Below are 26,306 nucleotides of genomic sequence, written 5' to 3' on the forward strand. Positions count from 1 at the left end.
AGAAAGCTTCCTGTATACTATAAATCAAGGAGTTGACCAAAGAAAATACCTCAAGTAAATTTAGATTATTACTGACCTGGCGAGTTGGTAAAATCTAAAAACACAAGAGGTATCTGAAATGAATAGTAAAACAAAAAGAGCAAACAATCAAGTTAATTCTGTGATGAATATACAGGAACAGAGGGAGATGGTAGAAAAAGCGAACCGTATACTCAGTGAAATGAGATCCTTTACCTGGAGAGATCTCGAAACTCAGGGGAAATTCAGCAAGAATGAGAAACTCTCCTTCATCAGCGATGACATGCTGATCGTTGGATGTGACATCGGCAGTGAGACACATTATGTCAGGGCAATCGATACAAGGGGCAGGGAACTGAGCAAGAAGGCGCTCGCATTCGAAAATGATGCTGAGGGATTCCAAAAGGCCCGTGACTGGGCGGTACAGCTTGCGGCTGCAAATGATAAGAAACAGATCGTCTTAGGGCTTGAACCCACCGGCCATTACTGGTTCTGCCTTGCGGCATGGATGATCTCAAACGGGATCAGCGTAGTCCAGGTAAACCCCTACGCCGTGAAACAGACGAAGGAACTGGAGGATAACAGCCAGCAGAAGGATGACCGGAAAGACCCGAAGCTGATCGCAAACCTTGTGAAAGACGGGAATTACGGAATGCCGTATCTGCCGGAAAAAGTATACGCAGAATTGCGCAGGCTCTCGATGTTCCGGGAACAGCTTATGGAAGACCGGAACCGGCACATGAACCGGCTGCACAGGGAGATGAAGATCTACTTCCCAGAATATAAGGACGCATTCGGGAAGATAGACAGTGCATTCTGTATTGCGGTCCTGAAAGAAGCGCCGTTCCCGGAGGATATCCTCCGGCTGGGAGCAGAAGGGCTGCGGGATATCTGGCATAAAGCAAAGCTGAGAGGACGCGGCTACAGCAGGGCTGAGGAGATTGTAAAGTACGCAGAAACAAGCATAGGACTGGAAGAAGGCACAGCAGCCGGAAAGGAAGCAGTGCGGTGGTTTGCGGAGAAGATCACGGAGCTGGACGAAGAGCTTGCAGAAATAGAAAATAAGCTGGAGGGGAAATGCGGGGAGATCCCCCATGCGGAAAACGTATTGGAGATTCCCGGGATTGGCGGGAAGATCCTTGCCGGGATCCTTGCGGAAATGGGCGATATCACCCGGTTTGACGATGTGAAAGAGATCCAGAAATTAAGCGGACTCGGGCTGGTGTCCTGCAGTTCCGGGAAACATAAAGGGGAGACCCGGATCAGCCACAGAGGGCGTAAAAGGCTGAGATACTGGCTGTTTCAGGCGGCGCGGTCAGCGGTGGCGCATGGAGAAGAATACAAATGGATCCATGCTCATTATACAACAAGAGCAGGGAATCCCCTCCAGAAGAAGCAGTCGCTGGTCGTGATTGCGTGCAAGCTCTTACGGGTGATCTATACGATGCTGAAGACAGGGAAAAAGTATGACCCGGAGAAACTGCTGAAAGATATCCGGTATCCGGAGAGCGTGCAGAGTGCGGCAGCATAAACAGCCGGAAAGAGAGAGTCCAGGATCCTGCTGAGTTCCAGAAACATCTGGAGTTGTGCAGGGTTCTGGAAAGGAACCCGAAGGAGACAGGGGGAAAATCCCTGTCAGCAGAAGACCAACCAAGGAGAGGCACAGCGTAGCGTCCACTGAATAGTGCTGTGCGGAACCAGTCAGGTCAGTAAGTAATCAAAGATAAACAAGAGCTGTAGCCGGCAGGAGTTTACTCCATAGGGCATAGACCCTGTTAGAAAGCTTAGCTGGCACTCGGTGTATGAACAGGTGGGACGAAGGAAGTTGGTACGTGATACCATTAGACACGGAAGGTTCACCATCATAGCGGAACAGAGGGGAAATAGCCTTTATAATCATCGATCAAAGGATGCTTTATGAAGTGCACCCATCTATAGCTATTCAGTACAAGATACTATGACTGTTCATCACTTTTGGCTCTGTTTATATGAGGTAACAAGTTAGAAAAAGCCTGAAAAATCAACGATTTTAGGCTTGACATTATAGGAAGGAGAAGGGTGAAAGATATGTTGAACAAGAATATCAGAGATCTGGTACAGTATGGGATTGATACAGGGCTGGTGCCTGAGTGTGAGAGGGTTTATGCTACGAATCTTCTGCTGGATGTATTTCATGAAGACGAATACACAGAGCCGGAGGACCAGGAAGTATGCAAAGACCTGGAGACCATTCTGGGAGAACTTCTAAATGAGGCAGTAAAAAGAGGGATTATTGAAGATAGTATTGGCTACCGGGATCTGTTTGACACCAAAATCATGAACTGCCTGGTTCCCCGTCCGGCCCAGGTTCAGGAAAAATTCTGGAAAGAGTACGAGAAAAGCTCTGAAGCGGCTACAGAATTTTTCTATAAATTCAGTCAGGATACGGATTATATCCGCCGTTACCGCATAAAGAAAGACAGGCGCTGGACTGTGGAAAGCCCCTATGGAACCATAGATATCACCATTAACCTTTCCAAGCCGGAAAAAGATCCAAAGGCTATTGCCGCTGCAAAGAATGCAAAACAGAGCAGTTATCCAAAATGCCAGCTCTGCATGGAAAATGAGGGATATGCAGGAAGACTGAATCACCCTGCAAGAGAAAACCACCGGATCATTCCCATCACTATTAATGACAGTCAGTGGGGATTCCAGTATTCTCCATATGTTTACTATAACGAACATTGTATTGTCTTCAATGGACAGCACATTCCTATGAAGATTGAGAGAAATACCTTTGTAAAACTTTTTGATTTTATCAAGCTGTTTCCTCATTATTTCCTGGGGTCTAATGCAGACCTGCCCATTGTAGGAGGCTCTATTTTAAGCCACGATCACTTCCAGGGAGGACATTATACTTTTGCCATGGCCAAGGCTCCTATGGAAGAAGAGGTTGTTATTCCAGGTTATGAAGATGTAGAAGCAGGCATTGTAAAATGGCCTCTTTCCGTGCTGAGAATCCGGAGCAAGGATGAGAAAAGGCTTATTGACCTGGCAAGTCATGTACTGGAAGTATGGAGAGGATATACAGACGAAGTAGCCTTTGTCTTTGCGGAAACAGATGGAGAGCCTCACAATACCATTACTCCTATCGCCAGAAAGAAAGGGGACATGTTCGAGCTGGATCTGACCCTTAGAAATAATATCACTACGGAGGAAAATCCTTTAGGAGTGTACCATCCCCATGCAGAGTACCACCATATCAAGAAAGAAAATATTGGTCTTATTGAGGTTATGGGTCTGGCTGTCCTTCCTGCAAGACTGAAGGAAGAACTGGAACTTCTGGCAGAATACATATTGGAAGGAAAAGATCCTGCAGAAAATGAAATGCTGGAAAAACACAGTGTCTGGGTAAAGGAATTCCTTCCAAAATATCCTGAGATCACAAAGGAGAATGTAATGGACATCCTTCAGGAAGAAGTGGGGCAGGTATTCGTTCATGTACTGGAGGACGCAGGAGTTTATAAATGTACACCTGAGGGAAGGGAAGCCTTCCGCCGCTTTATAAAGGCTTTATAAGAACAAATACAGAGGAAACAAAAAAGATAGGCGCTCCTGCCTGTCTTTTTTGTTTCCTTTATGCTATACTACAAGAATAAGATAGAAATTATCCAACAACAAGGAGAACAGACATGAAGGAAAAAATCCTGCTGATAGACGGGCACAGTATTTTGAACAGAACTTATTACGGGCTTCCGGATCTGACAAATTCCGAAGGCCTTCATACCAACGCCATATACGGGTTTCTCAATATTCTATTTAAAATGCTGGAGGAGGAGAATCCCGATTACCTTACAGTAGCCTTTGACCTTCCTGCTCCTACCTTCCGCCATAAAATGTATGATGCCTATAAAGGGACCAGAAAGCCTATGCCGGGAGAGCTGCGGGAACAGGTGCCGGTGATGAAAGACGTGCTGGAAGCCATGGGAGTAAATATTGTATCCAAAGAAGGGTATGAGGCAGATGACGTCCTGGGAACTCTGGCAAAGAAAAGCGAAACTCAGGGAATGGATGTGACCATTCTTTCCGGTGACAGGGATCTCCTTCAGCTGGCCACAGAAAATATCTGTATCCGGATTCCCAAGACAAAGGGAGGAAAGACTACTATTGAGGACTATTATGCAAAAGATGTAAAAGAGGCCTACCAGCTTACGCCGCCTCAGATCATAGAGCTGAAAGCCCTGATGGGAGATTCTGCCGACAATATTCCTGGACTTCCGGGAGTAGGTGAGAAAACTGCCACAAAGCTTCTTCTGGAATACGGAACTGCAGAAAATGCTTATGCCCATGTGGAGGAAATCAAGCCCAAGAAAGCCCAGAACGCCTTTCTGGAGCATTATGATCTGGCAGTGCTGAGCCGAAAGCTGGCGACCATCAATACCGACAGTCCTGTGGAACTGGACCGGGAGAAGGCAAGGATCCATAACTTCTACACCCAGGAGGCCTACGAATTTTTCAAGGAGCTGGAGTTTAAAAACTTCCTTTCCAGATTCCAGGATAAGGGAGAACAGATAAAGGCAGAAGAGTATTTCCAGACAGTGACGGATCTTGCCCTTGCAGAAGAAATCTTCAAAAAAGCAGAAGAAAAAGAAGGCATCGGCCTGGAACTTTTGGAAGAGGGAGATAGTTTCCTTGGCCTGGGGCTGTCCTATGAGGAAGAAGAGAAATTTCAGGTGTACTGTTTTCTGCCTCAGGGATTTTTGACAAGGGATTATCTCATGGAGAAGGCTGACCGTCTCTGCGGACATGGCAGACTGGTTGCTTCTCTGGATATTAAGACTATGCTCCGTCACATGGATATCCAGGAGCATACAGCTATGTTTGACGCAGGGATCGCCGCCTATCTTCTGAATCCCCTGAAGTCCCAGTATACTTATGATGATATTGCCAAGGAATACCTGGGAGAAATCCTTCCTGCTAAAGAAGACCTTATAGGAAAGCTTTCCTATGTGAAGGCTTCTGATGAAAAAGAAGAGGAAGTTGCCAAAAGTATCTGCTACATGGCTTATGTGGCGCTGAAGTCTCAAAAGCCCCTTCTGGAAGCTCTGGAAAGCACAGGAATGAAAGCTTTATTTACAGACATTGAAATGCCTCTGCTTTTTACTCTTTCCGATATGGAAAAGGAAGGCATCCGGGTCAATGGTGAAGAGTTGAAGGAGTATGGAGAAAAACTCCAGGTCCGTATCGAAGAGCTGGAGAAAACCATCTGGGAAGAGGCAGGAGAGGAATTTAATATCAATTCGCCCAAGCAGCTGGGAGTGATTCTTTTTGAAAAGATGGGGCTGCCGGGGGGGAAAAAGACCAAGACCGGATATTCTACAGCAGCAGATGTGCTGGAGAAGCTGGCGCCGGATCATCAGATTGTAGCGGATATCCTGGAATACCGGCAGCTTGCAAAGCTGAAGTCTACTTACGCAGACGGACTGGCCAACTATATAGATGAAGGAGGAAGGATCCATTCCACCTTTAATCAGACCATTACTGCCACTGGAAGGATCAGCAGTACAGAGCCAAACCTTCAGAACATCCCTGTCCGGACAGAGCTGGGAAGAATGCTCAGGAAGGTCTTTATCCCTAAAGAGGGTTATGTATTTCTGGATGCAGATTATTCCCAGATCGAGCTTCGCGTGCTGGCCCATATGTCCGGAGATGAGAAGCTGATCCAGGCATACCGGGAGGCCCAGGATATCCACAGGATCACAGCTTCCCAGGTCTTCCATGTTCCCTTTGAACAGGTGACACCTCTTCAGAGAAGAAATGCCAAGGCAGTAAACTTTGGGATTGTCTATGGCATCAGCTCCTTTGGATTGAGCCAGGATCTGAGTATTACCAGAAAAGAGGCTGCTCAGTATATTGAGGATTATTTCAAGACCTATCCAAAGATCAAAGGATTTCTGGACGGACTGGTGAAACAGGCAAAGGAACAAGGATATGTGTCTACTATGTTTGGAAGAAGACGTCCGGTGCCGGAACTGAAATCCAGCAACTTTATGCAGCGTTCTTTCGGAGAAAGGGTAGCTATGAATTCTCCCATTCAGGGAACCGCTGCTGACATCATAAAAATTGCCATGAACCGGGTAAGCAGAAGACTCAGAGAAGAAAATCTGAAGTCAAAGCTGATCCTTCAGGTTCATGATGAGCTGCTCATTGAGACAGCCAGAGAGGAAGAGCCCAGGGTGGCCGCTATCCTGGAGGAAGAGATGAAAGGAGCAGCAGAGCTGTCTGTGGCTTTGGAAGTGGATATGCATACCGGAGAAAACTGGTATGAAGCTAAATAGCGGATTTTTACGAAGGAGGGAAAAGTATGAGAGTAATCGGTGTGACAGGGGGCGTAGGCTCAGGGAAAAGCGCGGTTTTAAATTATATTGAGGCCCATTTTGACGCCAGGATCGTAAAGGCAGACGAAGTAGGACATATGCTGATGATGCCCTGGGGAAAATGCTATGAGCCGGTGGTGAAGCTTTTTGGAGACTGGGTCGTAAAGGAGGACGGCTCTCTGGACCGTCAGGCCATTGCCCAGATCGTATTTAAGGATTCCGAAATGCTGAAAAAGCTCAATGGGATTATCCACCCTGAAGTGAAAAAATACATTGTGAATGAGATAGAAAGATCCAGAAAAGAAGAGACAGAATTCTTCTTTTTGGAAGCCGCCCTTCTTCTGGAAGAAAAATATGATGAAATCTGTGACGAGATATGGTATATTTATTGCGAAAAAGAAGTCCGGATGGAGCGCCTTCGCCGGGACCGGGGATATTCAGATGAACGGATCCGCCAGGTAATGGAAAATCAGCTTCCCGATGAGGAGTATGAGGCTCACTGTGACTTCCAATTATATAACGATGAAGATGTGGCCCACACCTATCTTCAGATCGAGCGAAGGATGAGAACATATTATGAATCTGTGTAGTATAGCCAGCGGAAGCAGCGGCAACTGTATTTACGTGGGAAGTGAGCACACCAGCCTGCTGGTAGACGTTGGGATCAGTAAAAAGCGCATTGAGGAAGGACTGCGCAGCATTGACCGGAGCTGTCAGGAGTGTGACGGAATCCTGATCACCCATGAACACTCCGATCACATTAAAGGTCTGGGAGTGATTTCCAGAAAGCATGAGATACCGGTTTATTGTACAAAAGGGACCATGGAGGCGATCCAGAGGATGAACAGTCTGGGGAAACTGCCTCCTGATCTTTTTCACGTCATCGAGGCTGACCGCCCTTTTCAGATCGGAGACCTTCAGGTAAACCCTTTCGCCATCTCCCATGATGCGGCGGAACCGGTAGGGTACCGGATCAACCAGGGAGAAAAGTCTGTGGGGATTGCCACAGACCTGGGGTATTATGATGAGTACATAGTCCAGAATCTTTCAGGACTGGATGTGCTTCTCCTGGAGGCCAATCATGACGTGAACATGCTTCAGGTGGGAAGGTATCCCTATTATCTGAAGCAGCGTATCCTGGGAAATAAGGGGCACTTGTCCAATGAGACGGCGGGAAGACTGCTTTGCAGGCTTCTCCATGACCGCCTTCAAGCGGTTTTTCTGGGACATCTGAGCCAGGAAAACAATTACGAGGCACTGGCCTATGAGACCGTGTGCTCAGAGGTGACTATGGGAGAAAATCCCTGGACTTCCTCAGATTTTAAGATTACCGTGGCCCACAGGGACAGAATATCCGACCTGGTCACCATTTAGAAAAGGAGCAGAATCATGAAAAAGACAATTATTACTGTAGTGGGAAAAGATACTGTAGGCATTATCGCAAAGGTATGTACTTATCTGGCAGAGAACAGGGTGAATATCCTGGATATTTCCCAGACCATTGTAGATGGATATTTCAATATGATGATGATCACAGATACCAGCCTGTCCCCGAAAAAGCTGGATGTACTTTCCAAGGAACTGGAAGAAGTGGGGAAAGAAATCGGCGTGGCGGTCCATGTGCAGCATGAGGATATCTTTACCAAGATGCACCGCATCTGAGACACCAGGGAGAAAGGACAGGTAAGACAGATTATGATAAATATGTATGAGGTCAATGAGACCAATAAAATGATCGAGCAGGAAAATCTGGATGTGCGTACCATTACTTTGGGTATCAGCCTTCTGGACTGTATTGATTCGGACCTGCAGCAGGTAAACCGGAAAGTTTATGAGAAGATCACCACCCTTGCCGGACATCTGGTGGAAACGGGAGATGAGATCTCCAGGGAATTCGGAGTTCCTGTAGTAAACAAAAGAATCTCTGTTACACCCATTGCTCTTGTAGGGGGAGCAGCCTGCAAATCCTCTGAAGACTTTGTAACCCTGGCTCAGACCCTGGACAAAGCAGCAAAAGAAGTAGGTGTAAATTTCATCGGCGGCTACAGCGCTACCGTGGCAAAGGGAATGACAAAGGCAGACGAGCTGCTGATCCGTTCTATTCCTGAAGCCCTGGCCTGTACAGAGCGGGTATGCAGTTCTGTAAATCTGGGCTCTACAAAAACCGGTATTAACATGGACGCTGTGCGCCTTATGGGAGATATTGTCCTGGAAACCGCCAAGGCTACTGCAGACCAGGACTCTCTGGGCTGTGCCAAGCTGGTAGTATTCTGTAACGCTCCGGACGACAATCCATTTATGGCAGGAGCTTTCCACGGGGTCACAGAAGCAGATGCAGTTATTAACGTAGGTGTTTCCGGTCCAGGTGTTGTAAAGACTGCTCTGGAAAGAGTCCGGGGAAAAGATTTTGAGGTACTGTGCGAGACTATTAAGAAAACCGCTTTTAAAGTAACCAGAGTGGGACAGCTGGTGGCTCAGGAAGCCTCCAAACGTCTGGGAATTCCTTTCGGCATCGTAGACTTGTCTCTGGCTCCTACACCGGCCATTGGCGACAGTGTGGCGGATATTCTCCACGAGATCGGAGTGGAATACGCAGGAGCCCCGGGAACTACAGCGGCTCTGGCCCTCCTTAACGACCAGGTAAAGAAGGGCGGAGTTATGGCCTCTTCCTATGTAGGAGGATTAAGCGGAGCCTTTATTCCTGTCAGTGAAGACCAGGGTATGATCGATGCTGTCCGTGCCAATGCCCTGACCATAGAGAAGCTGGAGGCTATGACCTGTGTCTGCTCTGTGGGACTGGATATGATCGCTATTCCGGGAGATACCAAGGCCACTACCATTGCAGGAATCATTGCAGATGAATGTGCCATCGGTATGGTAAACCAGAAGACTACCGCTGTCCGTCTGATCCCGGTAATCGGAAAAGGAGTGGGAGAGACCGTAGAGTTCGGCGGCCTGTTAGGCTATGCGCCTATCATGCCTGTAAATCCCTACTCCTGTGATAATTTCGTAAACCGTGGAGGAAGGATTCCGGCACCTATACACAGTTTCAAGAACTGATGCTGTAAAAAGGAGAGATTTTCTATGATACAGGGGCTGCTTGCAGCAGTGGCTGTGATTCTCCGATTTGCCTTTCTTTTTGGAATTTATTATCTGATAAAGGGCCTGCTTCTGCTGTCAGGCAGAAGACTGCCTTTGAGAGGAATGGGAGACATGAGCAAAGAAGACTGGGAGAAATGGGCTTCCGGAGAAGGCAGGGTATGCCTTTATTGGGCGGGAGTCCTGCTTCTTGCTTCTGCCTGCTTCTTTCTTTTAAAGACGATATCTTATATTCTGGTACTTGCAGTTTGCGTGCTGCTGGTGCTGGGATATGTGAAGAGAGTGAGAAATAATATAAAATATAGAAAGTAAAACGAAGAATGGACTTTCAGCCAATGCTGCTTCAGGCCTTTTGACGAAAAAGAGACCATCCCGTAAAATCCAGGCTTTTGTAAAGCCTCAGATTTTGTGGGATGGTCTCTTTTCTCTTTTAAGAAGGGGATTGTCAAGCTATTACGGCCCAGAATAAGGAGACCAGGAACTGGGCGACAGGAATAACCAGGTTACTGTTGTGGCCCAAAATAAGAAAAACCCTTGACATATATCGGTTTCCAATATACTATATAGTTAATCTATATATAGATAACCAATATAAGGAGTGATGTACATGGCGGCAAATAAGGCCTGGATATCAGGCAGCGTAAAAATGCTGTTATTAAAGCTGTTGTCAGAAAAAGATATGTACGGCTATGAGATGATTACTACACTGCGAAAGCGTTCCCAGAACGTGTTTGAATTGAAAGCAGGGACTCTTTACCCTCTCCTTCACACCATGGAGGAAGAGGAACTTCTGACTTCTTATGAGGAAGAATTTCTGGGGAAGACAAGGAAGTATTACCGGATTACGAAAAACGGGGAGAAACTTCTGAAATGTAAGGAAGAGGAATGGGAGGAATATTCTTCTGCCGTAACTGCTGTACTGAAATGGGAGGGCTAGGACATGGAAGAATATTTAAAGACACTGTTGGAGCAGATCCGGTGTAAAAAAGCCAGAAGTCTCATAGAGGAAGAGCTGAGAGGCCATCTGGAAGAACAGATAGAAGAAAACCGGATGTCAGGTATGGAACCGGAAGAAGCGGAAAAAGCCGCTGTCCTGGATATGGGAGATCCGGTCCAGACGGGAATCTCTCTGGATGGAATCCACCGGCCCCAGATATCCTGGAGACTGGTGATTCTTGTAGGAGCAGTCAGTCTTCTGAGTATTGTCCTTCAGATGGCAGCAGGACTCAGCCAGAATCCTGCTGGAGGAATAGCTGGAGGACTGGACCACAGCCTGTATGTAATTTTTGGTTTTGCCCTTATGCTCATAGTTTATCGGATGGATTACAGTTTTCTTGGAAGAAACGCTCTGTGGGTGACTTTGGGTTTCATCCTGATGCTGCTTTTCTTTAGAATATTGTCCATGCCGATTAACGGAACTTATATATGGCTATCCATCGGGAATGTCAGTATTTCACTGGGAGCTTTGCTATATTTATGGCCTCCTTTATATGGAGCTCTTCTTTATAGATATTATGGGCAGGGATATAAAGGAGTTGCCAAGTGCTTTCTGTGTACCTTATTTCCTCTATGGTATGCCTGGACTTTCCCTGATATAGGCCTGGCTTTCGTTATTTTTTTTGTAAGTATGATCCTTTTGTCTCTTGGGATTATTCAGGGATGGTTCCGGATCAAGAAGGGAAGGACTCTGGCTGTTATATGGGGAGCGTCTATTCTTCTGCCGGCTTTTTACCTTTTGTGGGGAGTGTTTTTTCATGGATTTGAAGCTTATCAAATGGAACGCCTGACTGTGTATTTAAGGGGAGAAAACAGGGCAGTCAGCATGCTGGCAGGCAGCCGCTGGTTTGGAAAAGGTGCAGAAATGGATGTTGTAAAAGCAGTTGAGTATAACAGTGACTATATACTGAGCTATTTATGCTCCTGTTATGGAATCCTGGCGGCTGTTTTTATTGCGGTTTTAGTTCTCGGACTGATTTTCGCAGCAATAAAAATTGCAGGGAAAGGGAAAAACCGTTTTGGGAAAATGATTGGCTTTGCCAGCGGACTGTCTCTGCTTCTGCCGGCAGGAATCAATGTCCTGGTGAATCTTGGGCTGATCCCTGGGATGAACACCTTTCTGCCTTTTCTGTCTAAGGGAAATTCCTACCTGTTGGTATCCTATATTCTGCTTGGGCTGATGTTAAGTGTATACCGGTATAAAAACATCCTTTCAGAAAAGGCATGCCGGAAGGCAAAGCCGGCGGTAAAATAAGAAAATCAGAGAATTACAGGAGATTTTTGCAGATCGCTGACAAAGGTCTTCTGTGATTTTTCTGCTTTTATGGTTTTACAGATCTGCTAATTGACGCAGATACTTTAAAGGACTACAATATTATTAAAGCAGATGACATGAATGGAAGTGATGGTGAAAAATACATTCATTGTTCATGATATAAGCTAAGGAGTGGTTAAATGGATTTAAAAATATTCCAGACACTATGTGCAGAATCTAAAATTATTTGGACACAACATGGCTTAGAACGAATGCAGGAACGTGATATCAGTCGAGCAGATGTTAAAAATGGAATTGCAAGTGGAGAAATCATTGAAGAATATCCGGACGATTATCCTCACCCAAGCTGTTTGATTTTTGGGTATACTGTTAACGGCAGGATTTTGCATATTGTAGCTGGATGTGATAGTATAAATGTATATATCATAACAGCATACTATCCAGACAGCAGAAAATTTGAAGATGATCTGAAAACCAGAAGAAAGGGGAAATAATTATGTGTATGTTTTGCAAGAATGCGACAACTGTTCAAAGCACTACAACTCATGTGGTAAACTATAAAAACTGTATTATTGTAATTAAAAATGTTCCCTGTCTTGAATGTGATCAGTGCGGCGAGAAATATTATACAGATGAAGTGGCTGAAAAACTGGAAGTAATTGTAAATATGGCTAAAAAGCTGATGCAGGAGATTGCAGTCATTGATTATCAGCAGGCAGCATAAATAAGAGACAGCAATTCCCCAGCAACCGCCCAACATGTATGATGACATACTTGCTTGACTAGCTGCTGGCGGAATTAAGAAAATCAGAGAATCACAGGAGATTTTTGCAGATCACTGACAAAAGTCTTCTGTGATTTTTCTGCTTTTACGGACTCATACAGGTCTGCACAGAACAGATCTTTTTCAAAAGCTTTTCTGCAATCTTCCGGAAGCATTTTCCGATAATCGGCAGCTTTGGTGATCACAGGGATCCGGCTGCTGTCCTGAAGCATGCGCAGAAGAGAGGAACTTTCCTTTCGGAAGCCCAGGAGCCGTACATAGCCGGGAGTTTCTGACATATCCTCCTTGGTGATGGACAGAAGGATATGGAGGAGAGCACGGCTGATCCGGGTATAAGTCATTTCTCTGGTTTTTAAAAGAGAAATAAACTGAGAAAAGGAAGCAAAATGATTTCGTTCCCTGATGATCCTTCTGGCCAGGTCTAAAGACACATCGGCAAAACCAGCAAGCTCTTCCGGAGTATGGAGCAAAAGCCGGTATTTCAGAAGAAGAGAAAAATCATCTTCCGTTACAGGAAGGTCCCAGGACAGTAAATCTTTTGTAAAAGCAGCCACAGAATCCGGCTGGGTATAGGCCAGAAGTTTTTCTAAAGGCATATCCTCGTATTTTGGACCAGTAAGGAGCCGACGGACAGCGGTGGCGCTGGAAAGGGGCTGAGAGAGGCTTTCGTCGTGATATCCGGCCCCTTCTCTTTTTACAGTAACAGGAGATATCCGGCTGTTCAGCCGGGAAAGGGCTTTGCAGTATTCAATTCCCAGAAGATTGTTAGGACTGTCCAATAAATTTTCGATTCCGGAAAAAAGGGCATCTCCGGAGAAACTTTGGTCGTGACGGGCTTCCAGATATTTTTTTAATGCTGATTTTCTTGCAGCAGGAAAGGGAAGTCCTTCTTTTAATGAATCCCGCAGGAAGTTTTGAAATTCTTCAGGCTCCTTGTCTAGGACTTGTCCCAGCTTCTGACAGGAAACAACGTCTCCGGATTCGCTGCCAAAGCACAGGTGATCCACGCAATCCAAAGCGTCCAGGATTCCTACGGCCCCCTTGGAGAAATATTCGGCACTTCCGCAGGCCCAACAGGAGGGCAGCTCCAGCACTGCGTCAGCCCCTCCCAGAAGAGCCATTCGGGTTCTGGCATATTTATCAAAGACAGCAGGAGCTCCTCTCTGGACAAAGTCTCCGCTCATGATCACAAGGACATACCGGTCACCGGTGAGTTTCCGGGCTTGCTTTATCTGATAGCCGTGGCCTTTGTGAAAGGGGTTGTATTCTGCAATGATTCCTGTAATAGCTTCCATAAGAAACTTCCTTCCTTAACATTTCATACATTTTCACAGAAAGTGATTTGCATTGTGATACCACCCAGTATACAGGAACAGCCGGGAATTTGGCAACGGCTTGTTTGGAAAAGAATACAATTTTCCCGGGAAAATCCCCAACACGCTCTTGTATGGCCTTTTAAAACGTTGTATAATATCACTAAATGTGGGGTCTTTTTTAAAGGAGCTGCCCCAAGAACCCCTATGTCAGGAATATTTATACATTTTATGCGAATTTGTCGAGCACAGCTTTGAGACCATAGGCTCAAAGTTGTGCGGACTGAGCAATAAAATGTATAAATATTCTCGATACAGGTAAATTGGGCGGTTTTTTCGAGAAGTCCTCACCTGAGATTATCTAATGATAGCGGAGGAAGAAAAAATGAACGTATTAGTAGTAAACTGCGGAAGTTCATCACTGAAATTCCAGTTGATCAATTCTGAGACAGAAGCCGTTGCAGCTAAAGGCTTATGCGAGCGTATCGGACTTGACGGGAGACTGGTATACCAGCCTACAGGCGGAGAAAAAGAAGTTACAGAGGCAGCTATGCCTACTCACACAGAGGCTATTAAGATGGTACTGGACGCTCTGGTAAATCCTAAGACAGGCGTATTAAAGAGCCTGGACGAGGTAGAGGCTATCGGTCATCGTGTTCTTCACGGCGGAGCAAAGATCTCTGACTCCTGTATTATCAATGATGAAGTAATTTCTGTTATTGAAGAGTGCTGCGACCTGGGACCACTTCACAATCCTGCAAACCTTATGGGTATCCGGGCATGTATGGAGCTGATGCCGGGAAAACCAAACGTAGCTGTATTCGACACAGCTTTCCATCAGACTATGCCTGAGAAAGCATATATGTATGCTATCCCATATAAATACTATGACAAATACAAAGTTCGTAAATACGGTTTCCACGGAACTTCTCACAGATTCGTTTCTAAAGAGACTATCAAATTCCTGGGCCTGGATCCGGAAAACTCTAAAGTGATCGTTGCTCACTTAGGAAACGGTTCTTCTATCAGTGCAGTAGTAAACGGCAAATGTGTAGATACTTCCATGGGCCTTACACCTCTGGAAGGTCTGGTAATGGGTACACGTTCCGGCGACCTGGATCCTGCTGTTCTGGAATACATCTGCAACAAAGAAAATATCAGCATATCTGAGATGGTAAGGATCCTGAACAAAGAGTCTGGCTTACTGGGACTTTCTCAGGGACTTTCCAGCGACTTCCGTGACCTGAGCGAAGCTATGGAAAACGGAAATCCTGATGCAAAACGTGCTATTGACTGCCTGTGCTACAGAATCATCAAATATATCGGTTCCTATGTGGCAGCTATGAACGGTGTAGACGCTATTGCTTTTACCGGCGGTATCGGTGAAAATGCAGCTCTTGTCCGCAAAACTGTTGTTGACAATCTGTCTTATCTGGGAATCACTCTGGATGAGGAAGCAAATAAGGCAAGAGGAGAGGACAAAGTAATCTCTACTCCTGACTCAAAAGTAACAGTTGCTGTTATTCCTACTAACGAAGAACTGGCTATCTGCCAGGAGACAGCAGAACTGGTAAAAAATCAGAAATAATGGTTGACAAACCTGGGATACCTATGTATAATTGACAAGGTGTGATTAGGAGACTATTATGCTAATTGATTTATCAGAAATTTTATCCCTGGAAGGAAAGACACAGGTTGTGGAAGCGCCTGTTTCCATGGATTCCTTTCAAAGCAGACTGGGAGAATTCCCAGTAGCCGAGAAGGAGCCTTTGACTGTGACTATTACAAACACAGGAAATAAGGTTCTCAAGATAGAAGTCCAAGGTCATATTACAGTAAAGATTCCCTGCGATAAGTGCCTGAAGGAGATTCCTACAGAATTTCCCATAGACATGGAGCAGGAAGTAGATATGAAGGCTTCTGGAGAAGACAGGATAAAAGACTTAGATGAAATTAATTATGTCACAGGTTGCAGCCTGGACGTAGAGCAGTTAGTGCATAATGAGATTTTAATCCATTGGCCTTTAAGGGTTCTATGTAGAGAGGACTGCCGTGGTCTCTGTCCGGTATGCGGCAAAGATTTGAACGAAGGTTCTTGTAACTGTGATCAGTCAAGTCCTGATCCACGAATGGCGGCAATCCGTGATATATTTAGCAAATTTAAGGAGGTGTAACCTATGTCCATCTGTCCAAAGAATAAATCTTCTAAAGCTAGAAGAGATAAAAGAAGAGCAAACTGGAAAATGAGCGCTCCCAATTTGGTAAAATGCAGCAAGTGCGGCGCATTAATGATGCCACACAGAGTTTGCCGTGCATGCGGAAGCTACAACAAGAGAGAGATTATCAAAATGGAAGAAGCATAAAACATGCAGCTTGCAGGTCCTGGGGCGTATGCCTCAGGACCTTATTTGTTTTATAAAAAAGACTTTCGGACTGCCTATAGAATATATGCCCTTCAGGCGGAAATATCTACCGTAACATGGATATAGAAATAATTATTTAATAAAATTGTAATATTTTCAGGAAAAACCTTGCAGACAGTTGAAAAATAAGTTAATATGTTGTCAGGACTGTATAGGCGGAATGCCTGGAAACCTATAGTATTACATTGCTAAAGGGAGTATTGCTATAAGGAGGAATGTTATAGTGAAAAATAAATGGGTAAAAAAAGGTCTGGTTCTTTTTAGTGCAGGATGTCTTGCTTTTGCAATGACAGGATGCAGTCAGATACAGGAACAGGCCCAGGAAATTGTAAATCAGGTGACAAATAGTGGAGATAGTACTGAGGAAGAAGAAACTCAGGAAGAAGAAACAGTAACAGAGCCGGAAGTAGAAGTTGCAAAACCGGAACTGACAACTGACTTGAGCGGATCCGTTACCTATAAAACAGGTGACACTGCAAAAGCACTGACAGTAGAAGCGACTACATCAGATGAAGGCACCATCACATATCAGTGGTATCAGTCCTCCACAAATAAAAATGGCGGGGGTACCCTTATTGAAGGAGCCACAGAAAACAGTTATGTTCCTTCCACAGAGGAGGCAGGAACCACCTATTATTATGTTGTGGCTACCAGCACTATAGGAAATTCCAGCAATGGAGTTACCAGTGCTACTGCAGAAGTGATTGTTACGGCTGATGACAGCCAGGAAGGACAGGAGCAGACAGAAACCTCAGAGGGAGAAACACAGGAAGCAGGAAGTACGGAAAACAGCGATCAGGAGAATCAGGGCTGATTTTATAGATAGTTTTCAGAGGCTGGCGTCTAAAGTGAAACAGACGGCGGCCTCTTGCATTTTTTACAGATGTCTAGTACAATCATTGTTAGTATGACAGGAGGATTGACATGGAGAATTTGATCAGAGTGGCAGTAGATGCTATGGGAGGAGATTATGCTCCCACAGAGGCTGTAAAAGGTGCAGTAGCTGCCGTAAAGGAAAAAGAAAATGTGGAAGTGCTGCTGGTAGGAAAACAGGAAGTGATAGAAAAAGAACTGTCAGCCTGTTCTTACCCCAAAGAAAGGATTCGGGTGATCAACGCCAGTCAGGTGATCGAAACAGGAGAGCCGCCGGTGGCAGCTATCAGAGGGAAAAAAGACTCTTCCATTGTAGTGGCTATGAAGATGGTAAAGAAAGGAGAAGCGGATGCTTTTGTATCTGCAGGAAGCTCCGGAGCTATTTTGGTAGGAGGTACAACCATCGTGGGAAGGATCCGGGGAGTAGAAAGAGCCCCTCTTGCCCCTCTTATCCCTACAAAGAATGGAGTATCCCTTCTCATTGACTGTGGCGCCAACGTAGATGCCAGAGCTTCTCATCTGGTTCAGTTTGCTAAAATGGGCTCAATTTATATGGAGCATGTGGTAGGAGTAAAAAATCCCCGGGTAGGTATCGTAAACATCGGAGTGGAAGAGGAGAAAGGAAACGCCCTGGTAAAGGAAACCTATCCTTTGCTGAGAGAATGTAAAGATATTAATTTTATCGGCAGCATTGAAGCAAGAGAAATCCCTTCAGGAGCAGCTGATGTTATTGTTACAGAGGCCTTTGTGGGAAATGTGATCCTGAAACTGTATGAAGGGCTGGGGGCCACCCTTCTTTCCAAGGTAAAAGAAGGGCTGATGTCTTCCCTTCGCAGTAAGATCGGAGCGCTTCTGATCAAACCGGCTTTAAAGAGCACTCTGAAAAGCTTTGATGCGAGTCACTATGGCGGAGCGCCTCTTCTGGGGCTTCGGGGCCTGGTGGTGAAATGCCATGGAAATTCCAAAGAGACCGAATTTAAAAATTCCATCATCCAGTGTATCTCTTTTAAAGAACAGCAGATCAATGAGAGAATTGGAGAAAACCTTTCGGTTTCTAAAGAAGAGAAAAAAGAAGGATAAGGAGGGCATGTCATGGAATTGGAAAAATTACAGAAGATAATTGCTGAAGTTTTAAATGTTGATACTGCGGAGGTGGCTTTGGACACCACTTTTGTAGATGACTTGGGAGCGGATTCTCTGGATGTTTTCCAAATTATGATGGGCATTGAAGAAGAATTTGACATTGAAATTCCCACAGAGGAGGTAGAACAGATTGTTTCTGTGGGAGATGCAGTAGAAAAGATCAAGAAATTAGTAGGCTAAGGATCAGGGATGTCTTCGGAGCTGGGGGAATCTTGAATACAGCAGAAGGCATCCCATTTCCTTGCGAAGGAGAGCGTATGAAAGATACAAGAAAATTTTTGGAGTTGGAAAAGAAGATTGGATATGAGTTTGAGAACTTTCAGCTTCTCATTAACGCCATGACCCACAGTTCTTATGCCAACGAACACCATATTCCTTACAGCGGGAATAATGAGAGACTGGAATTTCTGGGAGATGCGGTACTGGAGGTTACATCCAGTGAATTTCTGTTCCATAAATTTCAGGATATGCCGGAAGGCGAACTGACAAAGAAAAGAGCCAGCATGGTCTGTGAGCCTACGTTGGCCCTGTGCGCCAGGGAGATTCCACTGGGAGATTATCTTCTTCTGGGAAAAGGGGAAGAGGCTACGGGAGGAAGAAAACGGGACTCTATCGTATCAGATGCTATGGAAGCACTGATAGGCGCCATTTATCTGGATGGTGGTTTTGCTAATGCAAAAGAGTTTATTCACAGGTTTATTTTAAATGATATTGAGAATAAGGAGCTCTTTTATGATAGCAAGACTACACTTCAGGAGATTGTCCAGGGACAGTATGAGGAAGACGTCCACTATGTACTTGTAAAAGAGGAAGGACCGGATCACAACAAGTCCTTCTATGTGGAAGCCGTGCTGGGAAACCGGGTTCTGGGAGAGGGATGCGGCCATACCAAGAAAGGAGCAGAGCAGCAGGCAGCATACTGTGCCATTAAAAAACTGAAGAGCAAAAAGGGTGACTTATGTATCTAAAAAGTATTGACGTGCAGGGGTTTAAGTCCTTTGCCAATAAAATTACCTTTGAATTTCATAATGGCATCACAGCGATAGTAGGCCCCAATGGAAGTGGAAAAAGCAACGTAGCAGATGCAGTGCGCTGGGTTCTGGGAGAGCAGAGTGCCAAGCAGCTCCGTGGAGGAAATATGCAGGACGTTATTTTTTCCGGCACAGAGACCAGAAAACCTCTGGGCTTTGCCTATGTGGCCATTACCTTGGATAACAGTGACCACAAACTGCCCATTGATTATCAGGAAGTGACCATAGCCAGAAGGCTTTACCGTTCAGGGGAAAGTGAATACCTGCTTAATGGTACTGCCTGCCGGCTGAAAGATGTAAATGAACTGTTTTACGATACAGGTATTGGCAAAGAAGGATACTCTATCATCGGACAGGGACAGATTGATAAGATTTTAAGCGGAAAGCCTGAAGAGCGTCGGGAACTTTTTGACGAAGCGGCAGGAATCGTAAAGTTTAAAAGAAGAAAGAATACTGCACTGAAAAAGCTGGAAGAAGAGCAGCAGAATCTCACAAGAGTCCGGGATATCCTGGGAGAGCTGTCCAGACAGCTTGTACCCCTGGAGAAGCAGTCTGAGACGGCCAGGGTCTATCTGAAGAAAAAGGAGACTCTGAAACAGCTGGATATCCAGATGTTCTTGGCAGAGATGGAACGTATCCGCAGCCAAATGAAGGAGACGGAAGGAAAATATCAGATTGTTCAGTCGGATCTGGAAGAGACAGCAAAGGATTTTGAGACCACCAGGACAGAATATGACAGGCTGGAAAAAGAGCTGGAAAAACTGGAGGAAGAAATCCAGGCAGCAAGAGAGGAATCTACAGAGAAGACTTTAAAGAAACAGCAGCTGGAAAACCAGATACATATCCTGCAGGAACAGATAAACTCTGGCCGCCAGAGGGATATCCAGTATGAAGACCGTATGAAAAATCTGGAAGAAGATCTGGAAAAACGGAGAGAAGAAGCGGAAAAATGCCAGGCAGAAAAGGCAGAACTGGCGGAAAAAATCAAAGCCTTCCAGAAGTCTCTGGAAGAAACCCAGGGAACTTTTAAAGACACTGCAATGGAAATCCACAGCCTGGAAGAAAAGGTGGAGAGAGATAAAAATGAGATCATAGAAATCCTGAACCTGCGGGCTTCCACCAAAGGAAAGCTTCAGCGTTACGATACGATGATGGAACAGAATTCTCTGCGCAGAACAGAGTTGAACCAGAAATATCTTACGTTAAAGAGTGAGGCGGCAAAGCTCCAGGATTCCGGGGAAAAGTATCTGGAAGAGAAGAAGGAAATCGAAGAGACTATTGAAAAGCTGATACGCCAGGGAAACCGGTGTGAAGATCAGATCAAAAAGTATCAGGCGGAGATATCCAGGGGAAACCAGCAGCTGGAAGTAGGGCAGACTGCTTACCACAGAGAGGCTTCCAGGCTGGAATCCCTGCGGAATATTACAGAACGCTATGATGGATATGGAAACAGCATCCGAAGAGTCATGGAACAGAAAAAGAGGGTGCCGGGAATCCGCGGAGTAGTAGCAGATATCCTCAAAGTGGAAAAGGAGTATGAAACAGCTATTGAGACAGCCTTGGGGGGCAGTATCCAGAATATTGTTACAGATAATGAGGAAACAGCAAAAGAGCTGATCAGTTTCCTGAAGAAAAATAAATACGGAAGAGCCACATTCCTGCCCCTTACCAGTATGAATAATAAGAAGCCCCTGAATAATCCTCAGGCTTTGGGGGAGCCTGGGGTAATAGGGATTGCCAGTGACCTGGTCAAAGTCGCCCAGGAATATCAGGGCCTTGCCGTGTATCTTCTGGGAAGGACTCTGGTAGTGGACCATATTGACCATGGAATCGCTATAGCCAGAAAATATCACTACAGCATCCGTATGGTGACTCTGGAGGGAGAATCCTTAAATCCGGGAGGTTCCCTTACCGGAGGTTCCTTTAAAAACAACAGCAATCTTCTGGGAAGACGCAGAGAGATTGAAGAACTTCAGGATGCTGTGGAAAAACTGAAAAAAGATATGGAGGATATGCAGAAAAAACTGGAGGAGTACCGGAATAAGAGAAACCAGTGCAGAGACCAGTCAGCCTCCATTCAGGAGCAGCTCCAGGAGCAGTATATCCGGGAGAATACCGTTCAGGTTAATCTGGATTCTATGGGTGGAAAGAAAGAAGAAATCCGTAAGGAATATGAAAGCCTGAAACTGGAGAAGGAAGACCTGGAGAAACAGATCAGAGAAATCCGGGAAAATACATCGTCTATCCAGTTAGAACTGGAGACCAGCGACAGTCAGGAAAAATATCTGGAAGAGGAAATCAATAAAAATCAGACCCTTTTGGAAGAAAAGAAGAAAAAAGAGGCCGAGATTTCCGCAAGTCTGGAAAAAATCCATCTGGAATCTGCAGGCTTTACCTCCAGACAGGGATTTGTCCTGGAAAACCTGAACCGTATCCGGGAAGAAATTATGAATTTTGAGAGACAGAAGGATAGTCTGAGAGCCAGCATGGAGCAGGGCAAAGAAGATATCCTTCAAAAAGAAAAAGAAATCTCCCAGCTCAAGGAGACCATAAAGGCCGGAGAAGAGGAAACCAGGAGAGACCAGGAAAAGATGAAAGAAGCCCTGGGCAGGAAAGAGGAGATGACCAGAGAACACAAAGGGTTCTTTGCCAGAAGGGATGAACTGTCATCCAGAATGAATCTTCTTGATAAGGAGAGTTACCGCCTTCAGGGGCAGAAGGAAAAACTGGAAGAAGAGCAGGAATCCCAGACAAATTATATGTGGGAAGAGTATGAGCTTACATACGGCCAGGCAAAAGAACAGGCTCTGGAAGAGACAAAAGAGAGAAACGAGATCAAGAAGGAGATTCAGCAGATCAAGACAGAGATCCGGCAGCTGGGAAATGTAAATGTAAATGCTATTGAAGAATACAAAGAAATCTCCCAGCGCCATGATTTTATGAAGACCCAGCATGAAGATCTGGTGAAATCGGAAGAAACACTTCTGGGAATCATTCAGGAATTGGATACAGGTATGAGACGTCAGTTCGAAGAGAAGTTTGCACAGATCCGAACTGAGTTTGACAAGGCTTTCAAAGAGCTTTTCGGAGGAGGAAAGGGAACCATCGAGCTGGATGAGGAGGAAGATATTCTGGAAGCGGGAATCCGCATTATTTCCCAGCCTCCGGGAAAGAAGCTTCAGAATATGATGCAGCTTTCAGGAGGAGAGAAGGCCCTTACCGCCATTGCCCTGCTTTTTGCTATCCAGAATCTGAAGCCTTCTCCCTTCTGCCTTCTGGACGAGATCGAGGCGGCTCTGGACGATTCTAATGTTACCAGGTATGCTCAGTACCTGCATAAGTTGACAAAAAACACACAGTTTATTATTATAACACATAGACGCGGTACCATGACGGCGGCAGACCGTCTCTATGGTATCACCATGCAGGAAAAAGGAGTATCCACCCTGGTTTCTGTAGACTTGATCGAGCGCGATCTGGATAAATAGGAGGATATTATGGCAGAAGAGAAAAAAGGTTTTTTTAAACGTTTGGTAGAGGGGCTTTCCAAAACCAGAGAAAATATTGTTTCTGGAATTGATTCTATCTTCAGCGGCTATTCCAGCATAGATGATGATTTTTATGAAGAGATTGAAGAAATTCTGGTCATGGGAGATATAGGGATCAATACCACTACGGCTATTATTGAAAGGTTGAAGGAACAGGTGGCCCAGCAGCACATTAAAGATCCTTCTCAGTGCAAGCAGCTTCTTATGGACAGCATTAAGGAGCAGATGGCGGTAGGGGAGACGGCCTATGAATTCGAAAAACGGAAATCTGTGGTCCTGGTCATAGGAGTCAATGGAGTAGGAAAGACCACTTCTGTAGGAAAACTGGCTGGAAAATTGAAAAGTCAGGGAAAGAAAGTTATACTGGCAGCAGCAGATACCTTTCGGGCGGCTGCAGGAGAACAGCTTACTCAGTGGGCCAATCGGGCTGGAGTAGAGCTTATCGGTGGCCAGGAGGGGGCAGATCCGGCTTCTGTAGTCTATGATGCCATAGCGGCAGCTAAGGCCAGGGATGCAGATGTGCTTCTCTGTGATACAGCTGGAAGACTCCACAATAAGAAAAATCTTATGGAAGAACTGAGAAAAATTTATAAAATCATTGCCAGGGAATACCCGGAGGCTTATCTGGAAACTCTTGTAGTTCTGGACGGAACTACGGGACAGAATGCTCTGGCTCAGGCAAGACAGTTTAACGAGGTAGCCAATGTTACAGGTATCATTCTGACGAAACTGGACGGAACAGCCAAAGGCGGAATCGCTGTGGCAATTCAGTCCGAACTGGAGATCCCGGTAAAATATATCGGAGTGGGAGAGACCATTGATGATCTTCAGAAATTTGATCCGGATGAATTTGTAAATGCTCTGTTTAATACAGGAGCTCAGGACCAGGAATAGATAGAAAGAAGGGCGAGGAATGTTGACATTAGATAAATTTGAAGAGGCAGCAGAGGTTGTAAAGAAAGTTACTCAGGAAACAAAGCTGGTATACAGTGATTACTTCAGCAGCCAGACAGGAAATAAAGTATATTTAAAGCCAGAGAATATGCAGGTTACGGGAGCTTACAAGATTCGGGGAGCTTACTACAAGATCAGCACTCTTTCCCAGGAGGAGAGAGAAAAAGGTTTGATCACAGCTTCAGCAGGAAATCACGCCCAGGGGGTTGCCTATGCTGCAAAAGCATTTGGAGTAAAAGCAGTAATTGTTATGCCTACTACCACACCTCTGATAAAAGTGGAAAGGACTAAGAGCTATGGGGCGGAAGTAGTCCTTTATGGAGATGTGTATGACGAGGCTTGTGACCATGCTTACGAGCTGGCCGAAAAGAACGGCTATACCTTTATCCATCCTTTTGATGATCCGGCAGTTGCTACCGGTCAGGGAACCATTGCTATGGAGATTATCAAAGAACTTCCACTGGTAGATTATATCCTGGTTCCTATCGGGGGAGGCGGTCTGGCCACAGGAGTCTCCACTCTTGTAAAATTGCTGAATCCCAACATCAAAGTGATTGGCGTGGAACCTGCCGGCGCCAACTGTATGCAGGCTTCCCTGGAGGAAGGCGAAGTGGTGACTCTTCCTGCCGTAAATACCATAGCCGACGGAACCGCAGTAAAGCGTCCGGGAGATCATATTTTCCCATATATTCAGAAGAATGTAGACGAGATCATTACCGTGGAAGACGATGAATTGGTAGTGGCTTTTCTGGATATGGTGGAGAATCATAAAATGATCGTAGAAAATTCCGGTCTTCTTACAGTTGCTGCATTAAAACACCTGAAATTCCAGAATAAAAAAGTGGTATCTATTTTAAGCGGCGGCAATATGGATGTGATCACCATGGCTTCGGTGGTTCAGCACGGACTGATCGCCAGAGACAGGATTTTTACAGTTTCAACTCTTCTGCCGGACAGGCCAGGAGAACTGGTGCGGGTAGCTGGTATTATTGCCGCAAAACAGGGAAATGTAATCAAGCTGGAGCATAATCAGTTTGTCAGCACCAATCGAAATGCTGCTGTAGAACTGAGGATTACCATGGAAGCTTTCGGCACAGATCATAAGAAAGAGATATTGGATGCTCTTGAGGAAGCAGGTTTCCGGCCAAAACTGGTAACAGCAAGTCTGTAAAATAGTGTTGGACGGATTGCCAGGAGGCGGACTGCTGACAGGGGAAATCTATAGAAAAGAAAAAGGATGGGAATCCCAGGCGTTTTGCCCGGCGGCCCATCCTTTTTATGTGGAAAGATTTATTTTACAGTAATCAGCTCATACTCCTTATTTCCAATACCAATGGCAACGCCGTGGTCTATGGCAGATTCCCAGTTGGTATCCGGGAAGATGCTGTGGAAGTGATCATGGTGATGAGCAGCCCGTTCTTCCTCATCGCAGTCGCCCAGTTTGCTGTTCTGAATCACCGGCTGAGCATTTACTGCATCAGCGCAGGCTACGTCCAGGGCTACCGGATCAAAAGAGGCGAACATTCCGACATTTGGCACAATGGCAGCATCATTTTCTCCGTGGCAGTCGCAGTAAGGAGATACGTCAATGACCAGATTGATGTGGAAGCTGGGACGCCCCTGAATTACGGCTTTGGTATATTCTGCAATCTTGCAGTTCAGGATGTCGTTGGATTCATCGGAAGCGGCCAGCACAGCATCTTTTGGACAGACACCGATACATCTTCCGCAGCCTACACATTTTTCATGGTCAATATAAGCTTTTTTATTTTCAAACTGAGGAGCGTCATGGGCGCAGATTTTGGCGCACATCTTACAGCCAATGCACAGGTCCTGATCCACATGGGGTTTTCCGGCAGAGTGCATTTCCATTTTTCCGGCTCTGGAACCACATCCCATACCCAGATTTTTTAAAGCGCCTCCGAATCCGGCTGCCTCATGGCCTTTGAAATGGTTCAGGGAGATGACGATATCGGCATCCATAACAGCCCGGCCAATTTTGGCTTCCTTTACATAGGTTCCCCCTTCTACGGGAACAAGGGCTTCATCTGTGCCTTTTAATCCGTCTGCGATCAGGATCTGGCATCCGGTAGTAACAGGGTTAAAGCCGTTGAGGTTAGCACTGTCCAGATGGTCCAGAGCGTTTTTCCTTCCCCCTACATACAGAGTATTGCAGTCTGTAAGGAATGGTTTTCCTCCCAGTTCTTTTACTACATCGGCTACTGCTTTTGCATAGTTGGGACGGAGAAATGCCAGGTTTCCAGGCTCTCCGAAATGGATTTTGATGGCCACATACTTATTTTCAAAATCGATATTTCCAATGCCTGCTGTTTTGATCAGACGCTGAAGCTTCTGGAGCAGATTGTCTCCGTTTTTTGCCCGAAGATCCGTGAAATATACTTTTGAAGAACTCATAATTCTGTTTCCTCCTGTTTTTGAGCTTTTCTACTATTTTAGACAATGGGGGAGAATTATTCAATAAGAATTTTAGC

At 45.5% G+C, this 26,306-nt stretch carries 24 protein-coding genes; 22 read left to right on the forward strand and 2 right to left on the reverse strand.

What is annotated here, in order from left to right; translation table 11 throughout:
• Window positions 1-118 precede the first annotated feature (118 nt).
• From B5G00_RS05385 to B5G00_RS05440, 12 genes are all read left to right on the forward strand, one after another.
• A complete protein-coding gene (locus tag B5G00_RS05385; RefSeq protein ID WP_087269697.1) occupies window positions 119-1,549 on the forward strand; it encodes an IS110 family transposase in 1,431 nt (476 codons plus the stop codon).
• Window positions 1,550-2,085: 536 nt separating this feature from the next.
• Window positions 2,086-3,576 carry a UDP-glucose--hexose-1-phosphate uridylyltransferase gene (gene galT / locus B5G00_RS05390; RefSeq protein WP_087270151.1) on the forward strand — a complete coding sequence of 497 codons (1,491 nt, stop codon included), beginning with the start codon at window positions 2,086-2,088 and terminating at the stop codon, window positions 3,574-3,576.
• 113 nt (window positions 3,577-3,689) lie between these two features.
• Window positions 3,690-6,335, forward strand: coding sequence for a DNA polymerase I (gene polA / locus B5G00_RS05395; protein ID WP_087269700.1), 2,646 nt, complete (start codon window positions 3,690-3,692; stop codon window positions 6,333-6,335).
• 26 nt (window positions 6,336-6,361) lie between these two features.
• Window positions 6,362-6,964, forward strand: a complete 603-nt coding sequence (gene coaE / locus B5G00_RS05400) for a dephospho-CoA kinase (protein WP_087269703.1) — start codon at window positions 6,362-6,364, stop codon at window positions 6,962-6,964.
• Entirely contained in the window at window positions 6,951-7,748 is a 798-nt protein-coding gene (locus B5G00_RS05405; RefSeq protein WP_087269705.1) for an MBL fold metallo-hydrolase, read from the forward strand. The genes coaE and B5G00_RS05405 overlap by 14 nt, the downstream gene beginning before the upstream one ends.
• 15 nt (window positions 7,749-7,763) lie before the next feature.
• A complete protein-coding gene (locus B5G00_RS05410) occupies window positions 7,764-8,036 on the forward strand; it encodes an ACT domain-containing protein (protein WP_087269708.1) in 273 nt (90 codons plus the stop codon).
• 33 nt (window positions 8,037-8,069) lie between these two features.
• Complete coding sequence (locus B5G00_RS05415) at window positions 8,070-9,434, forward strand: PFL family protein (protein ID WP_087269711.1); 1,365 nt, start codon at window positions 8,070-8,072, stop codon at window positions 9,432-9,434.
• Window positions 9,435-9,458: 24 nt separating this feature from the next.
• Window positions 9,459-9,785, forward strand: coding sequence for a hypothetical protein (locus B5G00_RS05420; protein ID WP_087269714.1), 327 nt, complete (start codon window positions 9,459-9,461; stop codon window positions 9,783-9,785).
• A 295-nt stretch (window positions 9,786-10,080) separates the two neighbouring features.
• Window positions 10,081-10,410 carry a PadR family transcriptional regulator gene (locus B5G00_RS05425; protein WP_087269717.1) on the forward strand — a complete coding sequence of 110 codons (330 nt, stop codon included), beginning with the start codon at window positions 10,081-10,083 and terminating at the stop codon, window positions 10,408-10,410.
• 3 nt (window positions 10,411-10,413) lie between these two features.
• Window positions 10,414-11,724 carry an FtsW/RodA/SpoVE family cell cycle protein gene (locus tag B5G00_RS05430; protein ID WP_087269721.1) on the forward strand — a complete coding sequence of 437 codons (1,311 nt, stop codon included), beginning with the start codon at window positions 10,414-10,416 and terminating at the stop codon, window positions 11,722-11,724.
• 200 nt (window positions 11,725-11,924) lie between these two features.
• Window positions 11,925-12,239 (forward strand): DUF4258 domain-containing protein, encoded by a 315-nt coding sequence (locus B5G00_RS05435; RefSeq protein WP_087269724.1) that lies wholly within the window; start codon window positions 11,925-11,927, stop codon window positions 12,237-12,239.
• Between the two features lie 2 nt (window positions 12,240-12,241).
• Window positions 12,242-12,469, forward strand: a complete 228-nt coding sequence (locus tag B5G00_RS05440) for a type II toxin-antitoxin system MqsA family antitoxin (protein WP_087269727.1) — start codon at window positions 12,242-12,244, stop codon at window positions 12,467-12,469.
• 83 nt (window positions 12,470-12,552) lie between these two features.
• Here B5G00_RS05440 and B5G00_RS05445 read toward each other — a convergent pair whose 3' ends face one another.
• Window positions 12,553-13,824, reverse strand: coding sequence for a tRNA(Met) cytidine acetate ligase (locus B5G00_RS05445; RefSeq protein WP_087269732.1), 1,272 nt, complete (start codon window positions 13,822-13,824; stop codon window positions 12,553-12,555).
• 403 nt (window positions 13,825-14,227) lie between these two features.
• On the opposite strand from B5G00_RS05445, the gene B5G00_RS05450 reads away from it, so the two are divergent.
• The 10 genes from B5G00_RS05450 (at window position 14,228) to ilvA (ending at window position 24,985) form a co-directional block, all read left to right on the forward strand.
• Window positions 14,228-15,430 (forward strand): acetate/propionate family kinase, encoded by a 1,203-nt coding sequence (locus tag B5G00_RS05450; RefSeq protein ID WP_087269735.1) that lies wholly within the window; start codon window positions 14,228-14,230, stop codon window positions 15,428-15,430.
• 58 nt (window positions 15,431-15,488) lie between these two features.
• Window positions 15,489-16,016 (forward strand): YceD family protein, encoded by a 528-nt coding sequence (locus B5G00_RS05455; protein ID WP_087269738.1) that lies wholly within the window; start codon window positions 15,489-15,491, stop codon window positions 16,014-16,016.
• Between the two features lie 3 nt (window positions 16,017-16,019).
• Window positions 16,020-16,205 (forward strand): 50S ribosomal protein L32, encoded by a 186-nt coding sequence (gene rpmF / locus B5G00_RS05460; protein ID WP_087269741.1) that lies wholly within the window; start codon window positions 16,020-16,022, stop codon window positions 16,203-16,205.
• Window positions 16,206-16,488: 283 nt separating this feature from the next.
• On the forward strand, window positions 16,489-17,079 hold the full coding sequence (locus tag B5G00_RS05465; RefSeq protein WP_087269744.1) for a hypothetical protein: 591 nt from the start codon (window positions 16,489-16,491) through the stop codon (window positions 17,077-17,079).
• A 110-nt stretch (window positions 17,080-17,189) separates the two neighbouring features.
• On the forward strand, window positions 17,190-18,218 hold the full coding sequence (gene plsX / locus B5G00_RS05470; protein WP_087269747.1) for a phosphate acyltransferase PlsX: 1,029 nt from the start codon (window positions 17,190-17,192) through the stop codon (window positions 18,216-18,218).
• Window positions 18,219-18,230: 12 nt separating this feature from the next.
• Window positions 18,231-18,461 (forward strand): acyl carrier protein, encoded by a 231-nt coding sequence (gene acpP / locus B5G00_RS05475; RefSeq protein WP_087269750.1) that lies wholly within the window; start codon window positions 18,231-18,233, stop codon window positions 18,459-18,461.
• A 77-nt stretch (window positions 18,462-18,538) separates the two neighbouring features.
• Entirely contained in the window at window positions 18,539-19,249 is a 711-nt protein-coding gene (gene rnc / locus B5G00_RS05480; RefSeq protein WP_087269753.1) for a ribonuclease III, read from the forward strand.
• On the forward strand, window positions 19,240-22,800 hold the full coding sequence (gene smc / locus B5G00_RS05485) for a chromosome segregation protein SMC (RefSeq protein WP_087269757.1): 3,561 nt from the start codon (window positions 19,240-19,242) through the stop codon (window positions 22,798-22,800). The genes rnc and smc overlap by 10 nt, the downstream gene beginning before the upstream one ends.
• A gap of 9 nt (window positions 22,801-22,809) precedes the next feature.
• Complete coding sequence (gene ftsY / locus B5G00_RS05490; protein ID WP_087269760.1) at window positions 22,810-23,754, forward strand: signal recognition particle-docking protein FtsY; 945 nt, start codon at window positions 22,810-22,812, stop codon at window positions 23,752-23,754.
• Between the two features lie 19 nt (window positions 23,755-23,773).
• Window positions 23,774-24,985, forward strand: a complete 1,212-nt coding sequence (ilvA, locus tag B5G00_RS05495; protein WP_087269762.1) for a threonine ammonia-lyase — start codon at window positions 23,774-23,776, stop codon at window positions 24,983-24,985.
• 119 nt (window positions 24,986-25,104) lie between these two features.
• On the opposite strand, the gene B5G00_RS05500 is transcribed toward ilvA, so the two are convergent.
• Complete coding sequence (locus tag B5G00_RS05500) at window positions 25,105-26,229, reverse strand: DUF362 domain-containing protein (protein ID WP_087269765.1); 1,125 nt, start codon at window positions 26,227-26,229, stop codon at window positions 25,105-25,107.
• Window positions 26,230-26,306: the final 77 nt, after the last annotated feature.

It is taken from the genome of Blautia sp. An46 (genome assembly GCF_002161645.1).
In the GTDB taxonomy this organism is placed as follows: domain Bacteria; phylum Bacillota; class Clostridia; order Lachnospirales; family Lachnospiraceae; genus Blautia; species Blautia ornithocaccae.